Source organism: Streptomyces sp. NPDC006265 (assembly GCF_040613555.1).
Lineage (GTDB): Bacteria > Actinomycetota > Actinomycetes > Streptomycetales > Streptomycetaceae > Streptomyces.
Genome location: NZ_JBEXSH010000323.1, coordinates 1 through 8,989, shown reverse-complemented (window position 1 = coordinate 8,989; position 8,989 = coordinate 1). Strand labels below are relative to the sequence as shown.

10 protein-coding genes and 1 pseudogene are annotated in these 8,989 nt (G+C 70.0%); 5 read left to right on the top strand and 6 right to left on the bottom strand.

The window, feature by feature from the left end; genetic code table 11:
- Positions 1–80 precede the first annotated feature (80 nt).
- Positions 81–1,751 carry a fumarate hydratase gene (locus ABZ281_RS24665; protein ID WP_356658735.1) on the bottom strand — a complete coding sequence of 557 codons (1,671 nt, stop codon included), beginning with the start codon at positions 1,749–1,751 and terminating at the stop codon, positions 81–83.
- A 164-nt stretch (positions 1,752–1,915) separates the two neighbouring features.
- On the opposite strand from ABZ281_RS24665, the gene ABZ281_RS24660 reads away from it, so the two are divergent.
- Entirely contained in the window at positions 1,916–2,614 is a 699-nt protein-coding gene (locus tag ABZ281_RS24660; protein ID WP_356658733.1) for a DUF1707 domain-containing protein, read from the top strand.
- 114 nt (positions 2,615–2,728) lie between these two features.
- On the top strand, positions 2,729–3,106 hold the full coding sequence (locus ABZ281_RS24655) for a WhiB family transcriptional regulator (RefSeq protein WP_031103048.1): 378 nt from the start codon (positions 2,729–2,731) through the stop codon (positions 3,104–3,106).
- A 155-nt stretch (positions 3,107–3,261) separates the two neighbouring features.
- Here the strand turns inward: ABZ281_RS24655 and glpX are convergent, their stop codons facing one another.
- Entirely contained in the window at positions 3,262–4,296 is a 1,035-nt protein-coding gene (gene glpX / locus ABZ281_RS24650; protein ID WP_030842703.1) for a class II fructose-bisphosphatase, read from the bottom strand.
- A gap of 127 nt (positions 4,297–4,423) precedes the next feature.
- On the opposite strand from glpX, the gene ABZ281_RS24645 reads away from it, so the two are divergent.
- Complete coding sequence (locus ABZ281_RS24645; protein WP_356658731.1) at positions 4,424–4,948, top strand: DUF4245 domain-containing protein; 525 nt, start codon at positions 4,424–4,426, stop codon at positions 4,946–4,948.
- A 52-nt stretch (positions 4,949–5,000) separates the two neighbouring features.
- Here ABZ281_RS24645 and ABZ281_RS24640 read toward each other — a convergent pair whose 3' ends face one another.
- The 4 genes and pseudogenes from ABZ281_RS24640 to ABZ281_RS24625 all read right to left on the bottom strand — a co-directional run.
- Positions 5,001–5,591 carry a malonic semialdehyde reductase gene (locus ABZ281_RS24640; protein ID WP_356658729.1) on the bottom strand — a complete coding sequence of 197 codons (591 nt, stop codon included), beginning with the start codon at positions 5,589–5,591 and terminating at the stop codon, positions 5,001–5,003.
- 124 nt (positions 5,592–5,715) lie between these two features.
- Entirely contained in the window at positions 5,716–5,961 is a 246-nt protein-coding gene (locus ABZ281_RS24635; protein ID WP_356658725.1) for an exodeoxyribonuclease VII small subunit, read from the bottom strand.
- A 9-nt stretch (positions 5,962–5,970) separates the two neighbouring features.
- Entirely contained in the window at positions 5,971–7,179 is a 1,209-nt protein-coding gene (gene xseA, locus ABZ281_RS24630; protein WP_298566486.1) for an exodeoxyribonuclease VII large subunit, read from the bottom strand.
- Positions 7,180–7,234: 55 nt separating this feature from the next.
- Positions 7,235–7,472 (bottom strand): annotated as a pseudogene (locus tag ABZ281_RS24625) (amino acid permease); the annotation flags it as partial.
- A gap of 102 nt (positions 7,473–7,574) precedes the next feature.
- Between ABZ281_RS24625 and ABZ281_RS24620 the strand changes: the two are divergent.
- Together ABZ281_RS24620 and ABZ281_RS24615 are read left to right on the top strand one after the other, a co-directional pair.
- Positions 7,575–8,600 carry a 4-hydroxy-3-methylbut-2-enyl diphosphate reductase gene (locus ABZ281_RS24620; RefSeq protein WP_356658723.1) on the top strand — a complete coding sequence of 342 codons (1,026 nt, stop codon included), beginning with the start codon at positions 7,575–7,577 and terminating at the stop codon, positions 8,598–8,600.
- A gap of 68 nt (positions 8,601–8,668) precedes the next feature.
- Positions 8,669–8,989: ROK family protein (locus ABZ281_RS24615; RefSeq protein ID WP_356658721.1), on the top strand; the 321-nt coding region annotated here is incomplete at its 3' end.

Below are 8,989 nucleotides of genomic sequence, written 5' to 3'. Positions count from 1 at the left end.
GGATCGAAGGGGGCAGCCCCTGGGGGTGGGACGGGTAGGGGCGGCTGGGGCGAAATCGTTTTCCCGCCGCCCCCGGGGCACTACGCCAGGCCGGGTCCCCGGACCGGGATCGACGTGAACGTCGGCGCCGGCGCCGGGTCTTGGAAGAAGTCGTTGCCCTTGTCGTCGACGACGATGAACGCCGGGAAGTCCTCCACCTCGATCTTCCAGACGGCCTCCATGCCGAGCTCCTCGTACTCGACGACCTCGACCTTCTTGATGCAGTCCTGGGCGAGGCGGGCGGCCGGGCCGCCGATGGAGCCGAGGTAGAAACCGCCGTGGGTGTCGCACGCGGCCGTGACCTGCTTGCTGCGGTTGCCCTTGGCCAGCATCACCTTGGAGCCGCCCGCCGCCTGGAACTGCTCCACGTAGGAGTCCATCCGGCCGGCCGTGGTCGGGCCGAACGAGCCCGACGCATAACCCTCGGGCGTCTTGGCCGGACCGGCGTAGTACACCGGGTGGTCCTTCAGGTACTGAGGCATCTCCTCGCCCGCGTCCAGCCGCTCCTTGATCTTGGCGTGCGCGATGTCGCGGGCCACGACCAGTGGGCCGGTGAGGGACAGGCGGGTCTTCACCGGGTACTTGGTGAGCTCCGCGAGGATCGTGTCCATCGGCTGGTTCAGATCGATCCTGACGACGTCGGACGCCTCGTCGAGGTGCTCGTCCGTCGTCTCCGGCAGGAACCGCGCCGGGTCCGTCTCCAGCTGCTCCAGGAAGACGCCCTCGGCGGTGATCTTCGCGACGGCCTGGCGGTCGGCGGAGCAGGAGACGGCGATGGCGACCGGGCAGGACGCGCCGTGCCGCGGCAGGCGCACCACCCGCACGTCGTGGCAGAAGTACTTGCCGCCGAACTGCGCGCCGATGCCGATCCTCTGCGTCAGCTCGAAGACCTTCTCCTCCAGCTCCTTGTCCCGGAACCCGTGCCCGAGCTCGGAACCCTCGGCCGGGATCTCGTCCAGGTAGTGCGCGGAGGCGTACTTGGCGGTCTTCAGCGCGTACTCGGCGGACGTGCCGCCGACCACGATCGCCAGGTGGTAGGGCGGGCAGGCCGCCGTACCCAGCGAACGGATCTTCTCCTCCAGGAACTTCATCATGGAGGACTCGTTCAGGACGGCCTTCGTCTCCTGGTACAGGAACGACTTGTTGGCCGAGCCGCCGCCCTTCGCCATGAAGAGGAACTTGTAGGCGCCGCCGTCGGCCGCGTACAGCTCGATCTGCGCGGGGAGGTTGGAGCCGGTGTTCTTCTCGTCCCACATGGTGAGCGGGGCCATCTGCGAGTAGCGCAGGTTCAGGTTCTTGTACGCCTCGTAGATGCCGCGGCTCAGGGCCTCCTCGTCACGGCCCGCCGTCAGCACGTTCTGCCCGCGCTTGCCCATCACGATCGCCGTGCCCGTGTCCTGGCACATCGGCAGCACGCCCGCCGCCGCGATGTTCGCGTTCTTCAGCAGGTCCAGCGCCACGAACTTGTCGTTGCCCGACGCCTCGGGGTCGTCGATGATGCGGCGCAGCTGCGCGAGGTGGGCCGGGCGCAGGTAGTGCTGGATGTCGTGGACGGCCTCCTCGGCGAGCTTGCGCAGCGCCTCCGGCTCCACCTGGAGGAAGGTCCGCCCGTCCGGCCCCTCGACCGTGGAGACACCCTCGGAGGTCACCAGCCGGTACGGGGTGGTGTCCTCTCCCTGGGGGAGCAGATCGGTGTACGCGAACTCAGGCATCTCGCCCATTCCTCACTCGACAGACGCGGCCCGCCTCCGTTGGCGGGCGCCAACCAGCGTAGAACCTGGCGCTGACACCGGGCTTGTGAGGTAGGGCTCAGTTCGTCACACTCGGCCGCGATCCAGGGGTGTCGCGATCTATCGTGTTTCGGTACGCTGCTGCCGTGGACCTTCAGAAGCAGGACCTTCAGAAGCAGGAGCCCGCCGGCTCCGAGCTCCGCGCCTCAGACGCCGAGCGCGACCGCATCGCCGACATCCTGCACGACGCCCTGGCCGAGGGCCGCCTCACCGCGGACGAGCACGCCGAGCGCGTCGAGGGGGTGCTGCGCGCCAAGACCGTCGGCGAACTGGAGGTCTTCATACGGGATCTGCCCGCGGCCCACCGCCAGGGCCCCGGTCCCGTCCATGCCCCGGCCCCCCGGCGCCCCACGGCCGGCGCCATCCCGATGGACCCGGACGACAACGTGGTCGCGGTCTTCAGCAGCGCCGTCCGCAAGGGCCGCTGGCGTGCGGGCCGCCGGATCCACGCGTACGCGATCTTCGGCAGTGTCGAGATAGACCTCAGTGAGGCCCTTTTCGATCATCAGCAGGTCGTCGTCAAGTCGTTCGCCATCTTCGGCAGCGTCGACATCCGCGTCCCGGAGAACGTGTCGCTGCGCGGCATGGGCGGCGGGGTCCTCGGCAGCTTCGAGGTGGCCACCCTCGACTCGGGCGACCCGGAGGCCCCCATCGTCTACGTCGACGGCTGGGCCGTCCTCGGCAGCGTCGAGGCGCGGCCGAAGCGGGGCAAGGTCGTGGCGGACATCCTGGACCGGGTGCACCGCAAGGTCGACAGGAGTTTGCGCAAACACCTGGGGCATTGACAGTCGCGAATCCCCCGAATCCGGCGGTTCGGAACTCAGTGCATAGGCGCGCGTACAGCGGGTAGGCCTTGCTGCATCGTCTCTCGCTCGCGAAGCCGTCGTCAGGAGTAGACCGTGCTGCAACCGCCGCATTCGTCCGTGCAGGTAGCTGCCGTTCCGGCCCCGCGGGTGCCAGCGCGAGACAGGGACCAAGACGCCCCGTGGCACACCGAGGCGGTGTGCCGGCGTGACGAGGCCGGCCTGTTCTTCGCCCCCTCCAAGGAGCCGACCGCCGCGCGGCTGTCCCGGGAGGAAGCGGCGAAACGGGTCTGTGCCCGCTGCCCCGTGATGGTCGAGTGCCGCGAACACGCCCTGCTCCAGCCCGAGCCCTACGGCGTCTGGGGCGGCCTCACCGCCGCCGAGCGCCGCGTGGTCCTGGCCCGGCGCCGCCGCCGCGACATGGAGCTGAAGAAGACGGCCCGCCCGGCGAACCAGATAGCGGCGGCAGGCTGAGGGCCGAGCACCACGTAACGAGCACCACGTAACGAGCACCACGAAACGAGCACCACGAAACGAGCGCGACGAAAAGGGGCGTCCCCACCGCACCGGGGACGCCCTTTCGTGGTGCCGGCGCTCTGCTCGTCGTGCCGGCCCGCTTCGCCCCGGGGCTACTTGCCCTTGTCGAAGTCGATCGCGCTGTAGGCACGCAGCTTGCTCAGCCGGTGCTCGGAGGAGATCCGGCGGACCGTGCCCGACCGCGACCGCATCACGATCGAGTCGGTCGTGGCGGTCTCCGCCCGGTAGCGAACCCCTCGCAGCAGTTCCCCGTCGGTGATGCCCGTGGCCACGAAGAACACGTTCTCCCCGGTGACGAGGTCCTCGGTCGTCAGCACGCGGTCGAGGTCGTGACCCGCGTCGATCGCCCGCTGCCGCTCCTCGTCGTCCTTGGGCCACAGCTTGCCCTGGATCGTGCCGCCCAGGCACTTCACGGCGCAGGCCGAGATGATGCCCTCCGGCGTACCGCCGATGCCGAGCAGCAGGTCGACGCCCGTGCCCTCGCGCAGCGCCAGGATCGAGCCGGCCACGTCGCCGTCGGAGATGAGCCTGATGCGCGCCCCGGTTTCCCGGATCTCCTTGATGATGCCCTCGTGCCGCGGCCGGTCGAGGATCACCACCGTCACGTCCTCCGGCGCGGACCGCTTCGCCTTGGCGACCCGGCGGATGTTCACCGACACCGGGGCGTTGATGTCGACGAAGTCGGCCGCCTCGGGCCCGGTGACGAGCTTGTCCATGTAGAAGACGGCGGACGGGTCGAACATCGATCCGCGCTCGGCGGCGGCCAGCACCGCGATCGCGTTCGTCATGCCCTTCGCGGTCAGCGTGGTGCCGTCGATCGGGTCGACGGCGATGTCGCACTCGGGCCCGGTGCCGTCGCCCACGCGCTCCCCGTTGAACAGCATCGGGGCTTCGTCCTTCTCGCCCTCGCCGATGACGACGACGCCGTTCATCGAGACGGTGGAGACGAGGGTGCGCATGGCGCGCACCGCGGCACCGTCGGCGCCGTTCTTGTCACCCCGCCCGACCCAACGGCCCGCGGCCATCGCCGCGGCCTCGGTGACCCGGACGAGCTCCAGGGCGAGGTTGCGGTCGGGGGCTTCGGAGGGCACATCGAGTTCGGACGGCAAGTGATGATGCTCGGTCATCGGAGCGCACCTTTCTGTACGACGACGGCCGGATGAGGGTGTTGTCGCCCGACTCTATCTCCGAGTCGCCAAAATGAGCAGGGGACCCCACGGATGAGCGCAGCAGGGACCTGCGACGATAGGGGGCGTGGCAGGCAAGAACGGCAAGCAGAAGACGGCACGGGACATGATCCTCTCCATGGGAGTCATCGTCCTCGTCGCGGGCTTCGTGTACCTCTTCATCCCGCACGACGACAGCGCGCCCGACGTGAAGGCCGTCGACTACCGGGTCGAGCTGCTCACGGCACGCCGCGCGGCCTCCTACCCCGTGGCCGCCCCCCAGGGTCTGCCCGACGCATGGAAGGCCACCTCCGTCCGCTTCCGGGGCGACAAGTTCGACGCCTGGCACCTCGGCTTCCACGATCCCGAGGGGGAGTACGTGGCGGTCGAGCAGTCCACTCAGCGGCGCCCCGTCTTCCTCGACGAGGCGACCCAGGGCGCTCAGGAGACCGGGAAAACCGAGAAGATCGGCGACGGCACCTGGACACGTTACGAGGGCGGCCGGTACCACGCGCTGGTCCTCGAGGGCACCAAGGGCTCGACGACGGTCGTGACGGGCACCGCGTCGTTCGCCCAGCTGACGAAGATGGCCGAGGCGCTGCAGACGAAGTAGACGCACGACGAAGGCCCCGGCGGCGTGCCGGGGCCTTCGTCGTGTTCGTCGGTCAGACGGTCGTGACGATTTGGTCGAACTCCAGGCGCGGGGAGCGCGGGTACCAGGCGTCCGGGCCGGGGCGGCCGATGTTGACGACCATCAGCGGCGTGTGGTCGTCGTCCAGGAACTCCTTGCGGACGCCCTCGAAGTCGAAGGCGGTCATCGGGCCGGCGGCGAGACCGGCGGCACGGACACCGACGATGAAGTACGCGGCCTGGAGGGCGGCGTTCAGCGCGGCGGCGTTCTCGCGGACCGGGCGCTCGGCGAAGAAGATGTCCTTGATCTGCGGGGCGGCCGGGAACAGGTGCGGCAGCTCCTCGTGGAACTCGTTGTCCGCGGAGAGGATCGCCACCAGCGGGGCGCTCGCCGTCTTGGGCCGGTTGCCCTCGGCCATGTGCGCCACCAGGCGCTCACGGGCCTCGGGGGAGCGGACCAGGGTGATGCGCAGCGGGGTCTGGTTGAAGGCGGTCGGACCGTACTTGACCAGGTCGTAGATCGCCTGCACCTGCTCGTCGGTCACCGGCTCGTCGGTGAAGGTGTTGGCGGATCGGGCCTCGCGGAACAGCAGGTCCTGGGCGGCGGGGTCAAGAACGAGGGGCATGAAGGCACTTTCTCGCGACGGTCGGTCCGGAAGATCGGCTGGCGGTTTCGACCGTACGCCAATGAAGTTCAACGTTCAACTAGCGTGGGGGTGTCCTGTGTCACCCCGTACCGAACGGTCCCGGTTACTCCGCGTCCTCGCCCTCCGCGGCCTCCTCCGCCAGCGCCGCGTTCAACCGCGCCCGGGCCCCCTCCAGCCAGCGCCGGCACACCTTGGCCAGCTCCTCGCCGCGCTCCCAGAGCGCGAGGGACTCCTCCAGCGTCGTACCGCCCGCCTCCAGACGCCGGACGACCTCGATCAGCTCGTCCCGCGCCTGTTCGTACCCGAGCGCCTCGCCGGCACCCGGTGTCTCATCAACCTCGCTGGTCATCCACCCACCCTATGTGTCCACTCGTACGGAGAACTCACCCTCGGAGACCCGCGCGCGCAGGGCCTCACCGGCCTCCACCTCGCCGGGATCGCGGACCGCGTGCCCGTCCGCCTTCTGCAGCACGGCGTACCCGCGCTTCAGGGTCGCGGCGGGGGAGAGGGCCACCACGCGCGCGTGCGTGTGCGTAAGCTCCGAGTCGGCGCGGTCGAGCTGATGCCGCAGACAGCGCCGGCCCCGGTCGAGCAGGTCCGCGACCTGGTCGGCGCGCACGTCGATCATCCGGTGCGGATCCTCTATCGACGGCCGCGCGAGCGCGTGCGCCAGCCCGCGCTCCTCCCGCTCCACCAGTGCCGCCACACACCGCCGCGCCCGGTCCCGCAGCAGCCGCACCCGCTCGTACTCCTCGCCGACGTCCGGTACGACCTTCTTCGCGGCATCGGTCGGAGTGGAGGCGCGCAGGTCGGCGACCTGGTCCAGCAGCGGGTTGTCCGGCTCGTGCCCGATGGCGGACACCACGGGCGTACGGCACTGCGCGACCGTCCGGATCAGCTGCTCGTCGGAGAACGGCAGCAGGTCCTCCACGCTGCCGCCGCCCCGGGCGACGATGATCACGTCCACGTCGTCGATCGCGTCGAGCTCCTTCACGGCCTGCACGACCTGCGGCACGGCGTGCACCCCCTGCACGGCCACGTTGCGCACCTCGAAGCGGACGGCGGGCCAGCGGTGCCGGGCGTTCTCCAGGACGTCCCGCTCGGCGGCCGAGGCCCGTCCGCAGACCAGCCCGATCAGCTGCGGCAGGAACGGCAGCGGCTTCTTGCGCTCCGGCGCGAACAGGCCCTCCCGCGCGAGGGCCTTCTTCAGCTGCTCCAGACGCGCGAGCAGTTCACCGACCCCGACGGGCCGTATCTCGGCGGCCCGCAGCGACAGCTGCCCCCGCGGGGCGTACCACTCGGGCTTCGCGAGGACGACGACCCGGGCGCCCTCGCTCACCACGTCCGCGACGGCGTCGAACACCTGCCGGTAGCAGGTGACGCCGACGGAGATGTCGTACGACGGGTCCCGCAGCGTCAGGAACACCACGCCCGCGCCCGGCCGCCGCGACAACTGCGTGATCTGCCCCTCGACCCACACCGCCCCCAGCCGGTCGATCCAGCCCCCGATGAGCCGCGACACCTCGCCGACGGGCAGCGGTGCTTCCGGAGTCGTGTTCACAGCCATGCCGCGAGGGTAGTGGGCCGCACCGACAACCCGGCTCAGCCGCCCTGCGCACACCGGGCACCACCCGGACCGTCTGCGCGTAGCCGAACGCGGTGAGCGCCATGGCGATCGTCGCGACGACGTAGACCAGCACGACCGCGCGTGCGACTTGGCGTCCAGCGTGCCGAACACACCCACCGGGGCCATCGGCGCGATGAACAGCAGCCCGTAGACGACCAGGTCACAAAGCCGGGACTGCGCCGCAGCGCGGGCTCCCCCTCGGCCGTACGGGCCTGCGTGCCGGTCTCGGACATCGCGCCTGCGCTCCCGCCGTACGTCACTCGCGCCGCGCCATGTCAGTCTTCCCGGGGACTCCACACGCAGGCGATCTCTGACCCGCCGAACGCGGCCTTACGATGGGACGCATGTCTGCTTCGCCTGGCCGCCGTGTCCTGCTCGCCGCCCCCCGTGGCTACTGCGCGGGTGTGGACCGCGCCGTGATCGCCGTCGAGAAAGCCCTGGAGCAGTACGGCGCTCCGGTGTACGTCCGGCACGAGATCGTCCACAACAAGTACGTCGTGCAGACCCTGGAGAAGAAGGGCGCGATCTTCGTCGAGCGGACGGAGGAGGTCCCCCCGGGCAACATCGTGATGTTCTCGGCGCACGGGGTCGCGCCCGTCGTCCACGAGGAGGCCGAGCGCGGCCGCCTCGCCACCATCGACGCCACCTGCCCGCTCGTCACCAAGGTTCACAAGGAAGCCGTCCGCTTCGCGAACGAGGACTACGACATCCTCCTGATCGGCCACGAGGGCCACGAGGAGGTCATCGGCACCTCCGGCGAGGCCCCCGACCACATCCAGCTCGTCGACGGCCCGGGCGATGTGGCGAAGGTCGAGGTCCGCGACCCGTCCAAGGTCGTCTGGCTCTCCCAGACCACGCTGTCCGTCGACGAGACCATGGAGACCGTCGACGCCCTGAAGGGCAAGTTCCCGCAGCTCATCTCCCCGCCCAGCGACGACATCTGCTACGCCACGCAGAACCGCCAGCTGGCCGTGAAGCAGATGGGCGCCGAGTCGGAGCTGGTCATCGTCGTCGGCTCGCGCAACTCATCCAACTCCAAGCGGCTCGTCGAGGTCGCCAAGATCGCCGGTGCCCGCGAGGCCTATCTCGTGGACTTCGCCGACGAGATCGACGAGGCCTGGCTGGAGGGCGTGACGACGGTCGGCGTCACCTCGGGCGCCTCCGTCCCGGAGATCCTGGTCGAGCAGGTCCTGGAGTGGCTGTCCCAGCGTGGCTTCGAGGACGTCGAAATCGTCAAGGCGGCCGAGGAGTCCATCATGTTCTCCTTGCCCAAGGAGCTCCGCCGCGACCTGCGCGAGGAGGCCACGACCCTGGCCGTCGAGCGCGGCGGCGCCGGGACCGGTGAAACTTCCGGGGAGTGATCGCGGACAGGCCGGGCAGCAGCGCTGTCCGGCCTGTGACCGTCAGTCGTTCGTCGTAACGTAAGGCCATGCAGATCTTCGGAGTGGACATCGGCGGATCCGGGATCAAGGGTGCCCCGGTGGACCTGGACAAGGGCGATCTGGCTCAGGAGCGCCACAAGGTCCTCACCCCGTACCCGGCCACGCCCGACGCGGTGGCCGACGGCGTCAAGGAGGTCGTCGACCACTTCGGCTGGACGGGCCCGATCGGGGTCACCTTCCCGGGCGTGGTCACCGACGGAGCCACGATCCGCACGGCGGCGAACGTCGACGACAGCTGGATCGACACCGACGCCCGCGCGCTGCTCGGCGAGCGGCTGGGCGGACTGCCGGTGACGGTGGTCAACGAC